Source organism: Pseudomonas sp. SIMBA_067 (assembly GCF_046534675.1).
Taxonomy (GTDB): domain Bacteria; phylum Pseudomonadota; class Gammaproteobacteria; order Pseudomonadales; family Pseudomonadaceae; genus Aquipseudomonas; species Aquipseudomonas putida.
In genome coordinates this window covers 1-295 of sequence record NZ_JAWRYH010000240.1, presented here as the reverse complement: position 1 = coordinate 295, position 295 = coordinate 1, and the positions used below count along the sequence as shown (strand labels likewise).

General features: G+C 64.7%; 1 protein-coding gene. It reads right to left on the bottom strand.

Annotated features, from left to right (window positions below):
- Window positions 1-17: 17 nt before the first annotated feature.
- The coding region (locus SB765_RS28915) for a DMT family transporter (protein WP_410932390.1) at window positions 18-295 on the bottom strand (278 nt) is incomplete at its 5' end.

The following is a 295-nucleotide window of genomic DNA, read 5'->3' as shown; positions in this document are numbered from 1 at the left end:
GCCAACCGGGGTGCTGATCAACCTTCTGGCTGCTTCACCACCGCTGCGGCACTGGCCGGTGTCGCCGTCGCCCAGGTGCCCTGCACCAGCAGCACGCCACATAAAATCAGCACCACGCCCGCCAGCCTGGCCAGGTTGAGTGGCTTGCCAGTCAACCCCATTACCCCAAAATGGTCGGCCAGCACTGCCGTGATGATCTGCCCTGCCACGACCAGTACCAGGAAGCCCGCAGCCCCCAGCCTTGGGGTAAGTGCAGCAGCACCGGCCACATACAGTGCCCCCAGAACACCCCCTA